At 41.4% G+C, this 18,454-nt stretch carries 19 protein-coding genes and 1 tRNA gene; 4 read left to right on the top strand and 16 right to left on the bottom strand.

Annotation, left to right across the window (positions count from 1 at the left end; all coding sequences use genetic code 11):
* Nucleotides 1-145: 145 nt before the first annotated feature.
* From A7D14_RS08585 to A7D14_RS08555, 7 genes are all read right to left on the bottom strand, one after another.
* A complete protein-coding gene (locus A7D14_RS08585) occupies nt 146-892 on the bottom strand; it encodes a hypothetical protein (RefSeq protein ID WP_067032825.1) in 747 nt (248 codons plus the stop codon).
* Nucleotides 893-965: 73 nt separating this feature from the next.
* A complete protein-coding gene (locus tag A7D14_RS08580; protein ID WP_067032823.1) occupies nt 966-2,102 on the bottom strand; it encodes a site-specific integrase in 1,137 nt (378 codons plus the stop codon).
* Between the two features lie 130 nt (nt 2,103-2,232).
* Nucleotides 2,233-2,306: transfer RNA gene (locus A7D14_RS08575), tRNA-Arg, on the bottom strand.
* Between the two features lie 101 nt (nt 2,307-2,407).
* The gene (locus tag A7D14_RS08570) at nt 2,408-3,223 is read right to left on the bottom strand and encodes a sugar phosphate isomerase/epimerase family protein (protein WP_255307420.1); all 816 of its coding nucleotides are present in this window, start codon (nt 3,221-3,223) and stop codon (nt 2,408-2,410) included.
* 188 nt (nt 3,224-3,411) lie between these two features.
* Nucleotides 3,412-4,011 (bottom strand): YceI family protein, encoded by a 600-nt coding sequence (locus A7D14_RS08565; RefSeq protein ID WP_067032817.1) that lies wholly within the window; start codon nt 4,009-4,011, stop codon nt 3,412-3,414.
* Nucleotides 4,012-4,087: 76 nt separating this feature from the next.
* Complete coding sequence (locus A7D14_RS08560) at nt 4,088-5,350, bottom strand: hypothetical protein (RefSeq protein WP_067032814.1); 1,263 nt, start codon at nt 5,348-5,350, stop codon at nt 4,088-4,090.
* Between the two features lie 36 nt (nt 5,351-5,386).
* Entirely contained in the window at nt 5,387-5,989 is a 603-nt protein-coding gene (locus A7D14_RS08555) for a YceI family protein (protein WP_067032812.1), read from the bottom strand.
* Between the two features lie 345 nt (nt 5,990-6,334).
* Here A7D14_RS08555 and ppdK point away from each other — a divergent pair, with 345 nt between their 5' ends.
* The 3 genes from ppdK (at nt 6,335) to cls (ending at nt 11,541) form a co-directional block, all read left to right on the top strand.
* On the top strand, nt 6,335-9,061 hold the full coding sequence (ppdK, locus tag A7D14_RS08550; protein WP_067032809.1) for a pyruvate, phosphate dikinase: 2,727 nt from the start codon (nt 6,335-6,337) through the stop codon (nt 9,059-9,061).
* A 118-nt stretch (nt 9,062-9,179) separates the two neighbouring features.
* Nucleotides 9,180-10,064, top strand: coding sequence for a cation diffusion facilitator family transporter (locus A7D14_RS08545; protein ID WP_067032807.1), 885 nt, complete (start codon nt 9,180-9,182; stop codon nt 10,062-10,064).
* 61 nt (nt 10,065-10,125) lie between these two features.
* Nucleotides 10,126-11,541 carry a cardiolipin synthase gene (cls, locus tag A7D14_RS08540; protein WP_083158032.1) on the top strand — a complete coding sequence of 472 codons (1,416 nt, stop codon included), beginning with the start codon at nt 10,126-10,128 and terminating at the stop codon, nt 11,539-11,541.
* On the opposite strand, the gene A7D14_RS08535 is transcribed toward cls, so the two are convergent.
* The 8 genes from A7D14_RS08535 to A7D14_RS08500 all read right to left on the bottom strand — a co-directional run bounded on the left by A7D14_RS08535 (nt 11,536) and on the right by A7D14_RS08500 (nt 17,152).
* Nucleotides 11,536-12,543 (bottom strand): 2-hydroxyacid dehydrogenase, encoded by a 1,008-nt coding sequence (locus tag A7D14_RS08535; RefSeq protein ID WP_067032804.1) that lies wholly within the window; start codon nt 12,541-12,543, stop codon nt 11,536-11,538. The genes cls and A7D14_RS08535 overlap by 6 nt on opposite strands.
* Nucleotides 12,544-12,636: 93 nt before the next feature.
* Nucleotides 12,637-13,080, bottom strand: a complete 444-nt coding sequence (locus A7D14_RS08530; protein ID WP_067032801.1) for a hypothetical protein — start codon at nt 13,078-13,080, stop codon at nt 12,637-12,639.
* A 52-nt stretch (nt 13,081-13,132) separates the two neighbouring features.
* Nucleotides 13,133-13,573, bottom strand: a complete 441-nt coding sequence (locus tag A7D14_RS08525) for an Hsp20/alpha crystallin family protein (RefSeq protein WP_067032798.1) — start codon at nt 13,571-13,573, stop codon at nt 13,133-13,135.
* A 63-nt stretch (nt 13,574-13,636) separates the two neighbouring features.
* Entirely contained in the window at nt 13,637-14,074 is a 438-nt protein-coding gene (locus A7D14_RS08520; RefSeq protein WP_083158031.1) for a hypothetical protein, read from the bottom strand.
* 67 nt (nt 14,075-14,141) lie between these two features.
* On the bottom strand, nt 14,142-14,558 hold the full coding sequence (locus A7D14_RS08515) for a hypothetical protein (RefSeq protein ID WP_067032795.1): 417 nt from the start codon (nt 14,556-14,558) through the stop codon (nt 14,142-14,144).
* A gap of 13 nt (nt 14,559-14,571) precedes the next feature.
* Nucleotides 14,572-15,423, bottom strand: coding sequence for a universal stress protein (locus A7D14_RS08510; protein ID WP_067032836.1), 852 nt, complete (start codon nt 15,421-15,423; stop codon nt 14,572-14,574).
* A gap of 58 nt (nt 15,424-15,481) precedes the next feature.
* Complete coding sequence (locus tag A7D14_RS08505; protein WP_067032792.1) at nt 15,482-16,297, bottom strand: universal stress protein; 816 nt, start codon at nt 16,295-16,297, stop codon at nt 15,482-15,484.
* A gap of 12 nt (nt 16,298-16,309) precedes the next feature.
* Complete coding sequence (locus A7D14_RS08500; RefSeq protein WP_067032788.1) at nt 16,310-17,152, bottom strand: universal stress protein; 843 nt, start codon at nt 17,150-17,152, stop codon at nt 16,310-16,312.
* A gap of 110 nt (nt 17,153-17,262) precedes the next feature.
* Here A7D14_RS08500 and trxA point away from each other — a divergent pair, with 110 nt between their 5' ends.
* Entirely contained in the window at nt 17,263-17,562 is a 300-nt protein-coding gene (gene trxA, locus A7D14_RS08495) for a thioredoxin (RefSeq protein ID WP_067032785.1), read from the top strand.
* A gap of 19 nt (nt 17,563-17,581) precedes the next feature.
* Here trxA and A7D14_RS08490 read toward each other — a convergent pair whose 3' ends face one another.
* Nucleotides 17,582-18,436 (bottom strand): universal stress protein, encoded by an 855-nt coding sequence (locus A7D14_RS08490; protein WP_067032782.1) that lies wholly within the window; start codon nt 18,434-18,436, stop codon nt 17,582-17,584.
* Nucleotides 18,437-18,454 lie beyond the last annotated feature (18 nt).

The following is an 18,454-nucleotide window of genomic DNA, read 5'->3' as shown; positions in this document are numbered from 1 at the left end:
CCCCATACCCCTTTTTATAATAAACAAAAAAATAAATTCTATGAGTACGAGATTATTCTTTTTAATTTTTTTCTTTATTATTATTCTCTTATCATGTAGAAATATACAATCCAGTTTGTAGAAATCAACATAGAGAATGTAGATTTCAACTGCTTAAAAACAATTGGCTCCTATCATTGAAAATCTTGTTGCAGTAATGGCTGAACACAGGAAATCCATCAAGCTGCGAATCATAGCTGGAGAAATTATTCAATGCGTGAGGCGTATAGTCCTTTTCATCAAGTAAATTGTCGATATAAAACCCAAAGGTCTCCAGAATTGTATCCACGTTATATCTTAATCTCAACATATTCATTTGATAGAGAGATTTGTTGTTATAATCCAGGTTGGCGTTGAGCGTTAAGTCACTACCATGGTTCAAACTATTGTATACACGCCTACATTCATTGTAAACACTGTCCATTCGTGTTATCAAAGCAAGAGTCATTTCCCTTTCTTCTTCGGATATGGATTTTGCATCCTTAAAATTCAAGGTCCTGACCTTCGAAAGAAATTCTTCGAGGTAAATTCTCCTTATCATATCGCCGGCAAGATTACTGATGAAATCGTAGTTGACATAATAATGGGTCATGTTCAAGGCTCCCCTTCTTTCAATCATCAATCCATAATCCAGAAACTTTGCCCTAATGGTTTCCAGTCTTGACCTTTTGATTCCTATTTCATCAATGATCCTCTTGGTTTGATAGTAAAAGAAATCATCGCCAAAACATTTTTGTTTGACAATCAACCATTCAATAAAAAGTACTTCATCAATGGAAAATAGATTTAGGTTGTACTTCAACAATTTCTTGAAATTAACGGCCAAAGGATGTTTATCCACGGTATTCTTCATAATTAAATTTTATTATAAATTAAGGATTTACCGTTAGGCGTTTGATAGAACTTAAACCATCTTTCAGAAAGTTTTAAACAGTTATGATTTTCAAATGTGCATCGTCTTGAAAGTTTAGGGGGAAATCGTTTGTGTAAATGCTCGTCGTGGTCCTTCTCTTGTGCCCAACAATCTGGGCTGTGACCCTTTCATCAATCAACAATTGTTGGGCACGATCAATAAAAGTGTACCTAGCGGATTTGGGTCGTAATTCAATGCTCAAGTCCAACTTCATGCTGAGTTCCCTTAACCTCCTGCAGAAATTGCCGGAGAACGTCTTATAATTCGAGGAAAGATGTATTGGTACAAAATACGGACTGTCTGGTTTCTTGTATTGCTCCAGAATGGTCCAAGCTTGTTCAGCTATTAGGTTGTTACAAGCGGTCTTGGATCTTCCCTTATCCCTATTAAAGACTATCCGACCATTAATTAGATGCTTATCATATCTGAGTTTTGCCAATACCTCTGGGTCAATGCCGCCTAGATAAAACATTAGCAACCAATAGTTTCTATAGTGGTAAAAACCACTGAATCCGCTATTGTTAGGAATTTCTGATTGAATTAGTTTTAATAAGTCTTGGTGAGAGGCTACCCTTTTCACAGTGTCCGGAATCTCTGTTACCACGCCTTTAAAAGGGTTTGGTTTATTTGACAATCTGTTCCATAGAGCTTTTAAAGATCGTATATAGCTGTCAACACCAGATGGTTTGTTTCCTTGCTTTAATAATTCATCCCTAAATCCAATAGCTATCTCATGCGAAACATTAGTAAATGACGAATATGGATAAAATTTATTAAATCTCCTTATGGCACTCCAGTCTGTACCTCTATAATCATCCTCGAATAACTTAATTGCTGAATGATAGAAGGAATCCCGATTCTCATTAAAAACCCAAGTTTTTGCCTCTTCAAAGGACAAAGGTCTTTTAGTGGACTCTAAGCTGATTTCATTCAATCTTACTTTTAATGCATTAAGGTAATCAAGTAGAAAATAGTATTGGGGATGCTTTGCCTTTGGTACAGAGCGTTGCGAATTCCAGTCAGAAAGTTCAGTATAGTATCCTGTTCTCCATTCTTTGTCTTGATAATTCTGCGATGCATAGACAATTATGGGATAACCTTTCTTTGTTTTCTTTGATTTTCTTTTGTTGACAGTAATTGACAGATTCATAATGGGTCGGAAATAGGTCGGAAATAGTTCCGTTAAGTTACCTATTTAGACGGAATTTCATCCTATAATTGTCTAACAAAAAAAGTGTGTAAAATGAAAAACCCCCATAAATACTGGGGGTTTCGGGTAGTGATCGCGGAAGGATTCGAACCTTCGACCGTCTGCTTAGAAGGCAGATGCTCTATCCAGCTGAGCTACGCGACCCAAGTTTGCGGGTGCAAAGATACTAATGTCAATGGTTGTAAAAAATATTTTTTTTATTTCTTACCCTTTTTAAAACATGCTCCTCTTTGTCAGGAATTTAGCTAGTCAAACCCTATTTCTTTAATGCCCTCGTGACTTATCTCAATAACTTCCAATGGTTTTTTGTCCCACGTCATATCCTGCTCCACAAAATATTTTACCATTCCAGAGGTTTCCTTTTCCTGTAGGATTCTTTTAAAATCGATATGGCCTTCCCCAACGGGTGCAAACTTACCTTCATCATCCATATCCTTAACGTGCCACGACTTAAATCTTCCCGGATACTTCTCAAAGTAAGCAACTGGGTCGGCTTCTGCCTTGGTCACCCAGTATAAATCCATTTGGAAGTTTACATATTTTGGGTCTGTGTTTTCCAACAAATAATCAATGGGTTTCACACCGCTTTCATTGTTTTTGAATTCAAAATCGTGGTTGTGGTACAAGAGTTTCAGACCAGCGGCTTCACACTTTTTGCCCAATGTTGTTAAAATTTCCGCAAGATCCTCCAAAGAACCCTTCATACCCATGGTTCGGTTCTCTGCATTAAACGTAAACATGCCCATAGGAGGAACCGGTATGGTAAAATATTCAAATCCAACGGCTTTGGCATCCGCAATTTGTTGATCTGCATTTTTCAAAGTTACTCCCCCCATATGGGCACTTATGGGTTGTAGACCCAAAGTTTCCAAGTACGATTTAAACTCTTGCGGCTCCATACCGTAAAACTTGCCTTCCTTATAATCGGCAGTTTCAATGTAGGCATAGCCTGCATCGACCACTTTCTTTAAAGTTGCCTTGGCATCCTCGCCCATATTATCCCTTACGGTGTAGAGTGCGAGTCCACCAAATTTATCCTGTGCGTTAATTGTGATTGACATAAGTACTAAAAAAGAGGTGAGAATTCCTTTCATTGATAAAATCCTGGTCATAGTTGTTGTTTGTAGTTAATTTCAGTTTCCAGTGTGGGGACAAGATACTGAATATTGGTTTTGACAACTGCCCAAAAATAAAAAATCCATTGGATCAGGGCATCGCAACGGATTTTAAATGCATCAAGTGATAAAAATTAAATCTCGCTCATCTGTAAGGTTAAATGGACCCTGATTTCATCGTCCACCTTGATCATCCCCAGCATCTTCTTGGGAGGTTCCAACTCAAAATCACTGAGTTTCAACTCCAAGGTGCCATTGACACAGATATTACTGGTTTGCTCACAATAGAGTACGGATTGATACTTACGGGAAACCCCAGCTATTTTGATCTCGACCCCTACGTCTACCTTACTTTGATTTGGTGAGGGAGGGTCAACATAAAGAAGCTTTAGTTCCACCTGCGGGTGCCTTTCGGTCTTTAGCAACTCCTGAAAGTCTTTGTTGATGGCTTTTCCCCCACAATCAAAACAATCGTTGACCAACTTTAATTCGGCATTTTTAAACTGAATCTGCTCAGATTTTTCGTCATAGATCAAACGGATGGGCATTTCCAATTCTTGCAGATTGTATTTGCAGGTAAACTGATTGACGTTCGTTGTGCCGGAAATCACCACTTCACTCTCTGGAGCAACCCTTACTTTTGTTTCTCTTTCAGGGTCGTTAAAACTGAACCAGGATATAACAAGTAATCCTAATAGCGCTGTTTTGGTGATATGTGGTATTGAGGCCAACATGATACTTAAATATACAATTTTTATGTTTAAGACCTAGGACACTGCTGTCCTAGGTCTGATCAACTAACATGGGAGTTTAGAAACTGATCACAGCTTCCAATAAAACTCCTTTAAATTCACCGTCATGGAAGATACTTGTGGTATCGTATCCATCGTATTGCTGGTTTACATATTCTATTTTGGCCAAAATGTTCTTGGTCAAGAATATACCACCTCCCAATTGGAACCTATCAATTGTTATTTCCGAACCGGATGGATCATCTGAATTTACGGTGTTGTAACGCGTACCCAAATAAAAGTTCTCACTGTTTCCGAATCTGTAGATCAACTCACCTGCCAATTGCGTAGCGTTTCTATCATCGGTTTCAGCATCGGTCTTACCGGAAGCAGTCTCAAAGGTTCCAAAGAACTCCAATCCTTTCCATTTTACAAATGGATTGATCATAAAGGCAGTAATCTCATTGTTAAAGCCTGGGTTGTATCTGCCCGATCTAAAATTACTGGTTGCTGAAGCGTCAACATCTTCCATCACCAAATAGTATCTTGATCCTGCACGGTCTGCACTATAAAGATAGGTCCTAGCGGATTTGTTTGTGCTATATACAGAACCTGTTAGTCTCAGTCTCAAGTCTTCGTTCACTTGGCCATCATAGCCCAACTTGGCCAATATTGATGCCCCTGTGGTCTCTGGATTGTCCACTGCTTGGTTCAATTTTCCATTGGAAAGCCCAAACATACCGATGAATCCATCTTTTCTGAAGTAAACTTCACCCCCAACCTCTGTGGTAAAGGCATCCATGATCAAGTTGCCCACAAATGGATTGTGCATGGCTTGGGAGTTATCACTTCTTCTAAAGTGCGCATCACCGTAGTTGTTTTCCATGTGACCGACCTTAATGGTCAAGTACTTCATGGCTTCTTCCAACAAACCGGGGCTGATGAAATCCAAATTGTCCACTTGAAAATAGCCCCCTTTTACATAAGGCTCTGGGTGGTGACGGGAAGACAAGTAGGTTCTCAAGTGCATTCTCACACCTTTGGCCAAGGCCACATCCAAGTCTAAGTTTGCCGTTGCCAAGTTAAAGTTATCCCCAATGGGAATAAGCTCTACGGCTCCTGAGTTCTCATGATCCAACGCCTGGAACTGTAGCGTTGATGATCCGCCTACCCTTACTTTTACCCCATCAAACGTTGAGACGGTATCTTTGGGAGCTTCAAAAGCATTGACTCCGTTTTTGTCCGGTGACCGGAAATTGTCAAGTTGTCGGTTTTGGGAATATCCCGATAGGCCTACTATGAAAGTAGCAGCCAATAATCCGTATTTCGCAAAATTTTTCATTGTTCTAGATTTATTTAGTTGAGTATTAAGATTAAATTATTTCCAAACGGTGTTATAATGAACTTCTATCTCATCACCAGTGGTAATGGTGCCCAAAAGGGCCTTGGGAGGTTCAATGTTGTAATCTGTCATTTTTAAAGGTTTTTTTCCTTCCAGCAATACTTTGTCTCCATTAATAATTAGGTTAAAGGGCAAGTCTACGGTATTGGTGGTGCCCGAAATGGTAAGGTTGCCCGTAGCCACAACCTTATACTTGTTGGATGCAGAGGTTACGGGCGAAACACTCTTCACATTTTTCATTTCAAATACAATTTGGTTGTACTTTTTGGTATCTAGTGCTTTGTAGGTGTTCTTGTCCATGGCTCCCTTTCCGCTCTTTAGGCTCTCAGCCTCCACGGCAAACTTTAATGTGCTGATTTTTGGAAGCTCACCTCCATTGTCCAACGCAATTGAACCTGATTTTTGCTCTGCGATTTCCTCCCAATCATGTAGTGTGGAAGTACCGGTCACGGTGACCTCACTTTCGCTGTTGTTCAACGTATAGTGCTGTGCAGAAATTGATATGGAAAGTAAGCTCAAGGCTATCACAAGGATAACTGCTCGTAGTGAAAACTGACCATTTTTAATGTGTGATTGCATAATGTCGATGTTTTAATTTGTGACAAAGTTCAGACACCGAATCATTCTAAAAGATGATAAATGTCAGTGTTTTCCTAAATCACTGATTATTACTGACCAATGTCATGTAATTTTTTTATTCGTTTGATTTACAACCGTTTAAATCAAGACATTTTTCATCATGGCGGACAAAAAAACAATACAATACCATAAATGCAAGGTTTGCCCGCACAATAAACCCCTGAACATGCCCCTCTGGAAGACCCATATGTAAAACCCTGATTTTTATCATGTTCTGAGGATGGGATAGCTGCTACTTTTACATATCGATTTTAGCATTTATCAATCTCTTAATAGATAAAAAAGATGGAAACACTTACAGCAAACCAACTCAGCGTATACTCCTTTGGCAATAAAAAGGCTGATGGCGGTCGTGATATGAAGGAACTGCTCGGTGGCAAAGGGGCCAACTTGGCCGAGATGAGCCGAATTGGAATCCCTGTGCCCCCCGGCTTTACAATTACCACAGAAGTTTGTACACAATACAACGAAGAAGGCAAGGAAGCCGTAATAAACCGTATTGAACCCGAGGTTCGGGCGGCCATAACCCGTATCGAAGAAACCATGGGGGCCATTTTTGGCGATGATGAAAACCCACTATTGATTTCGGTACGTTCCGGGGCAAGGGTCTCCATGCCGGGGATGATGGATACCGTCCTCAACCTGGGTCTGAACGATGAATCCATTAAAGGTGTCATTAAAATGACAAGGAACGAACGCTTTGCCTGGGATTCCTACCGCCGTTTCATTCAAATGTACAGTAGCGTTGTAATGGGGCTCAAACCCGAGTCCAAGGACGACCTTGATCCCTTTGAAGAAATCATCGATCATTTAAAGGATAAAAGACGAATTGAGCACGACACCCAATTTACCGTTCAGGACCTTCAAGATTTGGTGTATGATTTTAAGGAAATCGTTAAAAAAAGAACAGGAAAACCCTTTCCCAACAATCCATGGGACCAGCTTTGGGGTGCCATTACCGCGGTATTCAATAGCTGGAACGGCGACCGTGCCCTTTACTACAGAAAAATGCACGGTTATCCCGAAGATTGGGGCACTGCAGTGAACGTGCAGGCCATGGTCTTTGGCAACATGGGTGAAGATTCCGGAACCGGAGTATGTTTTACAAGAGATGCAGGTACGGGAGAAAATGTGTTCAACGGCGAATACCTCATCAATGCACAGGGCGAGGATGTTGTTTCCGGAGTTCGCACACCGCAACAAATTACATTGATGGGCTCGCAACGTTGGGCCAAACTTGCCCAAGTAGACGAGGAAGAACGTAAGGAAAACTACCCTTCCCTGGAAGAGTTGATGCCTGACATTTATAAGGAACTGTTTGAATACCAAAATAAACTGGAAACCCATTATCAGGATATGCAGGACATGGAATTTACCATTCAACAAGGTAAACTCTGGATTTTGCAGACCCGTAATGGCAAGCGTACCGGTGCCGCCATGGTGAAAATCGCCATGGACTTGCTCAAAGAAGGGCTGATAGATGAAAAAAAAGCCCTAATGCGCATAGAGCCCAACAAACTAAACGAACTTTTACATCCCGTTTTTGACCCTAAAGCTTTGGAGGAAGCCGAAGTAATTGCTCAAGGTTTGCCCGCATCCCCTGGAGCAGCTACCGGCCAGATTGTTTTCTTTGCCGATGAGGCCAACAAATTCAAGAACAGCATTTTGGTCCGTGTAGAAACCTCTCCGGAAGATGTAGAGGGCATGAACGTGGCCAAAGGTATTGTAACTGCAAGAGGGGGAATGACATCCCATGCTGCGGTTGTGGCCAGAGGTATGGGCAAATGCTGTGTTTCCGGGGCAGGTGCGTTAAAAATCAACTATAAAACCCGAACCCTTAAAGTTAATGGCCATGAGTACCACGAAGGGGATTGGATTTCAATCAATGGCTCAACAGGTAATATTTTGGAAGGAAAAGTCGGCACCAAGGAACCAGAATTGAGCGGGGAATTTGCCGAGTTGATGGAACTATCCGATAACTACGCCACCATGGAGGTAAGAACAAATGCCGATACCCCAAAAGATGCTCTGATCGCACGAAATTTTGGTGCGAAAGGCATTGGTTTGACCCGTACCGAACATATGTTCTTTGAGGTGGACCGCATTAAAGCCATGCGGGAAATGATTCTGGCCGATACCGTAAAAGGCCGTAAACAAGCCTTAAAAGAACTGCTCCCTATGCAACGAGACGATTTTGAAGGAATTTTTAGGGCCATGGAAGGCTATCCCGTGACCATACGATTGCTCGATCCACCATTGCATGAATTTGTACCCCATCAGTTGGCGACCCAAAAAGAGTTGGCCGAAGAGTTGCATATTTCTTTGGCCGCTGTAAAAAGTAAAGTGGCCGAACTGGAAGAGTTCAACCCCATGATGGGACACCGTGGATGCAGATTGGGGAACACCTATCCTGAAATCACCGAAATGCAGACCCAGGCCATTTTGGAAGCTGCACTTAGTGTAAAAAAAGATGGTATCCATGTAAAACCTGAAATTATGGTTCCATTGGTAGGTACCGTTGAAGAGTTTGTGCAACAAAAAGCAATTATTGATGCAACTGCCCAAGAGGTATTCAAAAAACGTAAGGATACGGTGGAATATTCCGTGGGCACCATGATAGAAACCCCAAGGGCTGCTTTGATAGCTGATAAAATTGCAGAAAATGCGGACTTCTTCTCTTTTGGAACCAACGACCTTACCCAAATGACATTTGGATATTCCAGGGATGACTCAGGGAAATTCATGCCCACCTATCTTGAAAAAGGTATCCTGAAAGCAGACCCTTTTGAAGTTTTGGACCAAGAAGGTGTGGGCCAATTAGTGGAATTAGGCACCAAACGAGGTCGTGAAACACGATCCAACCTTAAAGTTGGAATCTGTGGGGAACATGGCGGGGAACCTAGCTCAGTAGGCTTTTGCCAGAAAGTGGGAATGAACTATGTGAGCTGCTCACCCTTTAGGGTGCCCATTGCACGGGTCGCCGCTGCACAAGCAACTTTGACCGAAAATTGACCAACTGACTTTTACTTGGTTGAATCCCCAGCTTTTTTATGATTCAAAAAGCTGGGGATTTTTTTTGGGTGCTTTTTTATTCTGTAATCACGACCTTAGCAACATGTAATCAAAAAGAGTGAGCAACGAAAAAACCGCCATACGAACCACTTATTTTAGCATACTTGGCAATGTGGGCTTGGCCTTGATAAAAGGTTTGGCGGGATTTTTCGGGAATTCCTATGCGCTAATTGCTGACGCCATAGAATCCACTACCGATATTTTTTCGTCCTTTTTGGTCTTGTTGGGCTTCAAATATGCCGAAAAACCGCCAGATGAGAACCATCCATACGGGCATGGAAAAATTGAACCCCTGGTCACATTTATTGTAGTGGCCTTTTTGGTGACTTCGGCAACCATCATTGCCTACGAAAGCATTCAACACATTCAAACCCCGCACAAAGTTCCAGAACCTTGGACGTTGATTGTTTTGGGAGGCATCATCCTTTGGAAGGAAATTTCATTTCAAGTGGTCATCAAAAAAAGCAAACAGACCCAAAGTTCCTCGTTGCGGGCAGATGCTTGGCACCATAGGAGCGATGCGATAACCTCCGTAATGGCATTTTTGGGGATTTCCATTGCGCTCCTATTTGGCGAGGGCTATGAAACAGCGGATGACTGGGCCGCCCTTTTGGCATCGACCTTTATCCTTTACAATAGTTATTTGATATTTCGTCCCGCTCTTGGCGAGATCATGGATGAACACCAATACGATGACTTGATTTTGGAAATAAGAAAGAAATCTGCCCAAGTGAATGGTATTTTGGGAACCGAAAAATGCTTTGTCCGAAAATCGGGGATGAAATACCATGTGGATCTTCATGCCATTGTGGACGGCAAGATTTCAGTGGAAAAAGGCCATTGGATCGCCCATGAGCTTAAAGATTACCTACGAAAGGAAATTCCCAACCTTGGTCATGTACTCATCCATATTGAACCCAACAAATACACGTATAAACAGTAACGTATCTGAAATACTGACACGGCTCAATTTATGCGTACCGTAAGTGGTTTATATTTGTTTTATGAATCAAATGCTGATACCTGTTCTTCTAGTCCTTTATGTGCTTATTGCATTGACAATGGTTGTAAGCTTATTGTTCAATGGGGTCAGGCCAAGTAAAACCTTGGCATGGCTTTTGGCCATTTTCACAATTCCGGTTGGTGGTGTTCTTCTTTACGTCCTATTCGGGCGAAATAGGAGAAAGAACAAGATGTTCGCTCTAAAAAACCGGTTTGATCAAGAAAATACCAACAACACCATCCATTGTGCACCCGAGGTTTCAGTAAACAAACTCAAAATCACCCAACTGATCAACAATACCTCATGGTGTCCGGTTACCTGCCATAATGATCTGGAATTGCTGAAAGACGGGAAAAACACCTTTGAGAGCATATTTGAGGCATTGGAGGAGGCCAAAGAATACATTCATCTACAATATTACATTTTTGAGGACGGGGAATTGGCCGATAAACTGCTTCAACTATTTGAAAAGAAGATAGCCGAAAATGTTACCATTCGACTTTTGTACGATGGTATTGGCAGTTACTCCCTTAGCAAAAAATATCTGAAAAAGCTTAAGGAAATAGGTGTGGAAACAGCTCAGTTCCTTCCCTTTAAGTTTGGCAGGTTTATTAGTTCCCTAAATTACAGGAACCATAGAAAGATCATTGTTATTGACAATAAAGTTGGATTCACCGGGGGGATCAATATATCTGACAAGTATTTAAGGGGAGACACTGCCCTAGGAAAATGGCATGATACCCATTTAAAAATTGAAGGCGAGGCTGTTGATTTCTTGAACAAAACCTTCATTAAAGATTGGTTCCTTGCCAGTGAGAAAAATGTGGATACCTCAACTTTTAAAACATTCCCCACTCCAGAAAAAGGGTATTCGTTGCAAATAGTTCCAAGTGGCCCGGATGATGATTTTGATGTGATGGAGCAGGCTTATTTTTCCATCATAAATAGTGCAGAAAGGTATCTATACATCGTAAACCCATACATTATACCCAACCATGCCATTTTACAGGCCCTAATGACCACAGCATTGAGCGGGGTGGATGTTCGGATTCTCATGTCTACCACAACAGATAGCAAACTGGTGGATTGGTGTGTTAGGGCTTATTTTGAGTCCTACCTAAAGGCCGGCATCAAAATTTACTTATACGCTGATGGTTTTTTGCATAGCAAGGTGATGCTGTGCGATGATGAGATAGCCAGCATTGGAACTGCAAACTTGGACAATAGAAGCCTGCAACAAAATTATGAGGCCCAGGTTTTTGTTTACAACGAAACCCTTTGCCAACAAATGAAATCCGATTTTTTGAAGGATTGCGAAAAATCCGTCATTCTATCGGATTATGAAAAACACAAACAAAGGCATTGGTTTAAAAAGTTGATTGAAGGCTTTGCCAAATTGTTGAGCCCCCTTTTATGAGACAAAGGTTTCATAACCCAACTCGTTTTTGCAGCCCCTCCCCTCTTGCCAGCAGTCAATGTTGTAGATGGTGGTCTCAGCAATCCGGTCCAGGGCTTCATTGGTGGCAAAAGCTTGGTGCGGGGTCAGCAATACATTGGGCAACGAAAGGAGTTCCAAAAGCTGCTCGTCCTTAATCCCCGTTCTGCTGTTGTCCTTGAAAAAAATGCCTTCTTCCGCCTCATATACATCTGTGGCATAGCCTGCCAAATTGCCTTTTTTGAGTGCGTTTATAACATCTTTGGTCTTTACAATGGCTCCCCTAGCGGTATTGATGAGAATCGCATCCTTCTTCATTAGTTTGAACAATGATGCCCTAAAAATGTGATGGGTATCGTAAGTAAGCGGAGCATTGATGCTGACAATATCGGATCTTTTGCAAAGCTCTTCCAGGGTTACGTACTCCAAACCGTAGTGGTTCTCCAAATATTGGTTCTTTTGAACATCATTGGCCAATACCTTGCATCCAAATGCATGGAGGATTCTCACCACAATGGACCCTATCCGGCCAGTTCCGAACACGCCCACAGTTTTTCCGTTTAAATCAAAACCCACCAGATTATCCAACAGAAAGTTGTATTGATGTACCTGTTCATGGGCCTGAATCAATTTTCGGTTCAACGCCAAAAGTAGTGCTATGGTATGCTCAGCAATGGCATGTGGGGAATATTCCGGTGCATAAGCCACTCTAAGACCTATACGTTTTGCAGATTTAATGCTGACATTGTTGTAGCCTGTTGCCCTTAAAGTGATGTACTTCACCCCCAGGTCCTTCAAAATCTCGAGCACCACCAAAGAGGCATCATCATTGGAGAAAATGGAAATGGCCTCATATCCGGCGGCCATAACTGCCGTATTGGAATCCAATTTATCCGGCACAAAGGTGATTTTGTGCTTGTTTCCATTCACCTTTTTTATATTGTCAATCTCAAAATCTTTGGCACTGTAAACTAGTACTTTCATCGTTGGCGTATTAGTATAATAAATGGGCTTGGGCAGAGTTCAAAATGATTCTACTGCATCCATTAAAATAAAACAAATGGGATTCCCAACATCCTAATTGAGAAGTTTTTTTTGCTTTTTTCTTTTGATGGCCTTGGAGACTACATCAAAAATCTTGGTTTTGGCCTCACGGTATTGTATAAAGTAGGCCTCCATTTCCTTGGCCAATTCTGAATGGGTGTCCAAATAGGCATTCTCCATCTTGTTTTGGTCCACCTCATCGACCATGATCTCCAGTTGGTTCTCATGCAATTGGACTTTTTTGAAGATATGGACCAGATCGGATTCCAACTTTTTCAACGACTCAACCACGGGTTGCACGGTGTTGAACATATCAGCATCCAATATGTCCAAGGTATAATCCTTGACCATACTGTTCAAGAACTTTTGCTCGTCCTTGGCAAATTTCAGTTCGGAGCACCATTTTCTGGATTCTTCGTGCAGTTCCGCTGCACTGAACCACTCCCTGAACGTTCCTTTTTTGTTTTTTGGTTTCATAGCTTTTGGCATTGTTGCGGCAAATGGAAATCCATTTGCCGCGTGTTCTCACTTAAACAACCTCAATGACCTTTTTTTGGTTTTTCTTGGCTTCCTCCATTTTATGAAGGTTCAGCTTTAGAATGCCATTTTTATAGGTTGCCTTTACATCTTTTGAACGGTCCACCGAATTGGGCAATTGCATACTTCTGGTAAACGCACTGTAGTTGAACTCCCTTCGGGTGTATTCCTCATCTTTTTTGGTTTCCTCTTTGCTTTTTTTGGCGGAAACTTCCAAGACGTCATCCTTCATGGTGACCTGAAAATCTTTTTTATCGAACCCTGGGGCCGCAATCTCAATTTCAAAATCATCATCATGCTCCTTTACATTCATTGAGGGGTGGGATTTTTCCAAATTGAAGAAATCATCGTCAATAAATGCATCGCGATTAAAAAAATCGACCAAGCTTTCGTTCCATGGAAATCGTTTTCCATTAAATTTTACAAGTGACATAATAATTAGGTTTTAAGATTAATGAACTTTAGTTTAAAAACATTCACCGTGGTATGGCAAACATCAATCCACGGGCTTCCTTCTTTTCAATACAGACCCTGCGTAGCTGTACACCTTGTTTTTGAGGTTCAGGTAATCATCCAAATAGTTCAGGATCCTATTCTGTAATTTATTGTGCTTTTCGTAGTAGCTGACATCACAAATCTCCGAGGTGCACTCAAAAATGCCTCCTAAATGGCTCTCGTGACGGCGAATCTGCTTTTTAAGCAGCTCCTTTTCTTTTTTTGATTCCAGAAATTCTTGTTTGAATTGTTCCAACCGCTCAAACAAATTGGGGGTCCTGGGTTCAAAGACATAAGAGTTCAACAACTTTTGTATGAAGGACATTTCACCCTCTATGAACTGCAAATGCGATTTCCATTTTTGCAGCTCATTGTGAAGATTTTCTATTTTGTTCTGTACAACCATGACCCAATCCTTCATTGATTTGAAGTTGAACATGAAAGTAAGGTTTGGTTGGTTCCTGTGAAATGATATAAATCAATTTGGTAGGTTGATCAGAGATCCATCACAACTGATCATCAATTTTAAAAAAGCGCTTGGCCATGGCCTTGAATTGGTTGTCGGTCATACTATCAGCCTTCTCCTTGATTTTTACCTTATCGGCCAATTGGGGATGGTTCTCCCTAAGTTCCTTTACAAATTTTTCCGAAGCCTCCGCAGGACCATAAAGTGCCAGTTGATCTACATCTTGGACCGCATCCACGATCTTTTGAAAATAGCGTTTCATCTGGTGTTTTTCCGTTTCCAAATATTTACTGTCTTGGACCACATCCTGGGGCCCCCATTTGGTTTTGGAGCGTGCACCGCCCCTGGGGTTAAAAAAGTCCATTTCCGAAGGAATGTGAAAACCACTTTCCTTCCCATCCTCAAAGACCACTCCCTTGGCCTCCAGTTTATCCATCCAAATTCCTACCTGTTTCATTCTTTCCTATTTTTCAATTATCATTCAGTTCTAAAATGGGTATTGTGGGCTCATACCCAATTTCCTTTACCAACGGATTGGAAAGTATGCTGCCAAAAAACAAATGTTTTCTGTTCATAAATGCAACCATATCGCAATCCTTGCTTTCAATAAAAAGGTTGATGCCCTTGCTGATTTTAACGGCCGACAAAAAATGGATCTCATAATCGGTACCATCCAAAATATCTTGCAATAACCGTTTATTGGTTTCTTCCTGCTTGTTCAACTTTCCGTCCTTGTTCTTATCAATATGCACCACATTGATTTTTGAGTCGTGCAATTTTGCGATCTCCACCAATTGGGCCATCTCGGTCTTCTTAAAGTCTGTTTTGTAATCCGTTGGAAAAACAATTTCTTTGGGCGGAGCATATAAATAATCACTGGGAACGGCAATGACAGGGCATTTTTTTATAGCTTCCATTACCGATACCGTGTTGGTGCCAAAAATCCGTGCCTTCGATTCGGTCAAACCTTTGGTTCCCATAACGATGAGATCAATATCCTTTTTTGCAATCACGTTCTTAATGGCTTCCACCAAACTGTTGAACGTGCAAATGGTATGGAATCGATGTTTTGGGTTTTCTGGGTGGAGTTTAATCATTTCCATGAGCCGCTCCATCCCTTCCTCAGATTCTTTTTTGGCCAAATCGTAGAAACGCTCTCCCGGTTCAGGAACCATCATACTGTCCAAAGTATAGCCCGAAACATGAAACGCATTCAAAATATAAAAATCACACTGAATATCTTTGTAGAGATCTAATGCATATCTAATGGCATTCAATGCATTTTTAGAATAATCCGTAGGCAACAACACTCTTTTGTCCATGACCACTTGGTTTTTCATTAAAGCTACACTAAGCTGTCATCCTGTGCCATGATTTAAGTCAATTTGCCTGATGGGACAAAATCAAAAATGGGACGGTTAATTTGGTGTTCAGTTCCTTAATTATTCCATTCCCAATAAACTCCAAGAAAAAATGATGCGGATAATACACCATGCAGAGCAAATCTATGTTCCATAAATCCACAAACTCCATAATGGTCTTTGTCTTATCCCCAAAAACGGGCAGTACCACCTCTTTGGACATCTTTTCTGAAAGAGCCGAAAAAAAACTTTTCTTGTGCTCCAAGACCCTTTTTTCGCCTTTACCATCATCAATGCTCATCGGCACCAGAGCACTGTCCGTCACTGTTTGAAAAAATTGCAGGGCGCGGATGTTCTCTTCTGAAATGGGGTTGGCGTAATTGGAGATAAATCCAATTTTTTCCACGTTCCTAAAATCTATCTCCAAGGGAACAATAAGAATGGGACAGATAGTGACCTCCCGTACCAATTGCATGGCGTTTGTACCGAACAAAATGTGCTTTACCTCCTCTTTGGCCTTGTTCCCGATGACCATGAGGTCGGCCTTTTGTTCTTCCACATAATTGGAAATGCCTTTGTTAACATCTGCACATAGCGAAACTTTTTTGAGTTGGTGCTCTTTATTTTTGCCAACATCCCTTACCAACCTATGGCAAATGGCATCTAGACCTTGGGCAGATTCAATTTTGGCTTCCTCAATTTTTGATTCGCCTTCATTGCCGCAAACATTCACCACATGAAAAGTACATTTCTTATCTTTTAGAAGTTGGGCAGCATAAAACAGCGCATTGTACGAGTTATTGGAAAAATCGGTGGGCACTACTATCTGTAACATAATGCAAGGTTTTTAGGGGTTATACGAAAGCACCAAAAAGGGAACTTTGCTATGCAACCCAATATTTTTGATTATGGGCTCCACAAAAAGACGCTCCAAAAAGGAGTGTTTGTTTTTTACCATGGCCAACATATCAACAGGGACTTCTTCTTGGAAGGTATTTATGGCCTCTACGAGTTCTTGGTCTGGAAGATCATGGATCTCATGGGCGTGTTGGTGCATCATTTTCTGGAGATTTGCCTTGTTTGTTTTTTGTAGTGGCGTGAGTCCATCAGGAGTGGAAACATGCATTACATGCAGTTTGGCACCCCATAATTTTGACAAGTGCAACAAGAAATCCAGGTCCGTATGCGCATAATCCACTTCATAATCTGTGGGGAACACTATTCTTTTAGGTGGGGTGAAGTCAAAATTGGATGGGACGGCCAAAACGGGAACAATGGCTTTTTTAAGGACATGAACGGTGTTGGATCCAAACAATATTTCTCTGGCCCCGGTTGCACCTTGGGTTCCCATGATGATCAAATCTATGTTCTCCTTGATTACCATGGTCTTGATCTCATCTTCCAAAGTATTGAAGGCCGCATGGGTCACAAATTCATGCCTGGGATTGTCAAACTTGGCTTTGATTCTTTTCTTGGTTTTTTCCAAAGCGACCTCGGCACTGTATCTATGGTCATCAGGGAGCCCAAGTTGGCCAGGACTGCCCAAAGTATAATCCACCCGATAAATAGGTGGCGTGTAGGCATGCAAGAGATAAAAAATACAGGTAGTATCCTTTACTAATTTGGCTGCATATGCAATGGCATTGAATGCATTCTCTGAAAAATCCGTGGGCAATACAATCCTCATCATGACATACTAATTTTAACAAAACTACATCTGACCCAAGTCTTATACCATGATTTTCATCAATTCCCGAAAAAATCGGATCTCATAAATTGCATCCATAAATTGTTGTACTGATGAAAGGAAATTTTAATGACCTGATAGACGCTGACCAATTGGTGCTGATCGATTTTTCCGCAGAATGGTGCGGACCGTGCAAAATGTTGGCGCCCATCCTCAAAGAAGTGAAGGAAGAATTGGGAAATTCGGTGAAAATTGTAAAGATTGATGTGGACAAAAACCAACCCTTGGCCAACAAATACCAAGTGCGGGGTGTTCCCACCATGCTGCTCTTCAAAAAAGGGCAACAACTATGGCGGCAATCTGGTGTACTGCAAAAATCCGAGATTGTCCAAGTAGTAAAATCCTTTATGTAAACCAATTCCGAATCTCCGTTTACTCAAACAGGTGCATCACCAAAAACGGCACTTGGGTATTGAAGGAAACTTTCTTGATAACGGCCTCATGGGTAAGCTTTTCAAAAAATCCATGGCCGTAGTTTATCATGGCCACCATGTCCACATCCTTGTTCTCTTCAACAGTTTTTTGAATGGCACTGTGTATTGAACTCCCTTTTTCCACTTCAACAAATTTATGCTTTACGCTTTTCAGCTTCTTTTCCATGACTTTTTTCGATGCAAGCTGTTGGGGAGTCAATTCATTTGGGTTTCCAGCGTGGGTTACCCATATTTCAGCGTCAAAAAGTTTTGCAAGCTTCAAAAGAGGATGTAGCTCGTAGGTTTCAAAAAGATGCTCATACCCGGTTGCCAACACAATGGTATTGATGGAATCCTTGATTGTATACTCATCGGGAACGGCAATAATGGGGCAAAAATCTATTTCATTGATGATTTTATAGGTATTGCTGCCCATAAAAACTTCTTTAAGTCCAGACGCCCCTTTGGTCCCCATCACTATATAATCGACTTCCTTATTGTAGACGGTCTTTCCAATGGCATTAACAAGGTTGTCCGCAATGGAAAATGTGGTAAAACTGTGTTTGGGGTTGTCACCAATTTCCTTGATTTTTTCCATAAGCCTTTTGAGCTCCCGCTCTGATTGTTCTTTCATCAACCGGAACAAACGGGTATCATTGGCCCTTCCCCTTTTGGTGGCCAGGCCAGAGGAACCCACTTGGTAGGCGTTCACAATGAAGAACTCGCACTCCACACCTTTGAAGATGGATAGCGCATAGTTAATGGCATTCCATGCATTTTTGGAAAAATCGGTGGGCAGTACAATTCGTTTCATGTCTTTGTTGTTTCTATG

Source organism: Allomuricauda sp. CP2A (assembly GCF_001683915.1).
Classification (GTDB): domain Bacteria; phylum Bacteroidota; class Bacteroidia; order Flavobacteriales; family Flavobacteriaceae; genus Flagellimonas.
This window is presented reverse-complemented; position numbering and strand designations above follow the sequence as displayed.